Here is a 222-nt window from a genome sequence, read left to right as displayed (position 1 = left end):
GAGCCGCAGCATCAGTTCGAGACCACGCGGATCTTTCAGATCGATCGCGATGCTGCGCTTGTTGCGGTTGTTGGCGAGGTAGTACGCGCTGACACCGTCGATCTCGGGGCCGGCGATCGTTCGGCTCGAGTCGCCGCTCAGCGGCTCGACCTTGATGATCTCGGCTCCGAGGTCGCCGAGCAGCTGGGTGGCTGAAGGGCCTGAGAGGAACGTCGTCAGGTC

Annotated in this window: 1 protein-coding gene; it reads right to left on the bottom strand. The window is 64.0% G+C overall.

The window, feature by feature from the left end; all coding sequences use genetic code 11:
• Nucleotides 1-222, bottom strand: a 222-nt coding sequence (locus tag AMS67_RS00055) for a CoA transferase (RefSeq protein ID WP_193787051.1), incomplete at both ends; no start/stop codon positions are given.

The sequence above is a fragment of the Leucobacter japonicus genome, assembly GCF_001273855.1.
Taxonomy (GTDB): domain Bacteria; phylum Actinomycetota; class Actinomycetes; order Actinomycetales; family Microbacteriaceae; genus Leucobacter; species Leucobacter japonicus.
The sequence above is the reverse complement of the archived record's forward strand: the minus strand, read 5'-3'. Positions and strand labels throughout refer to the sequence as shown.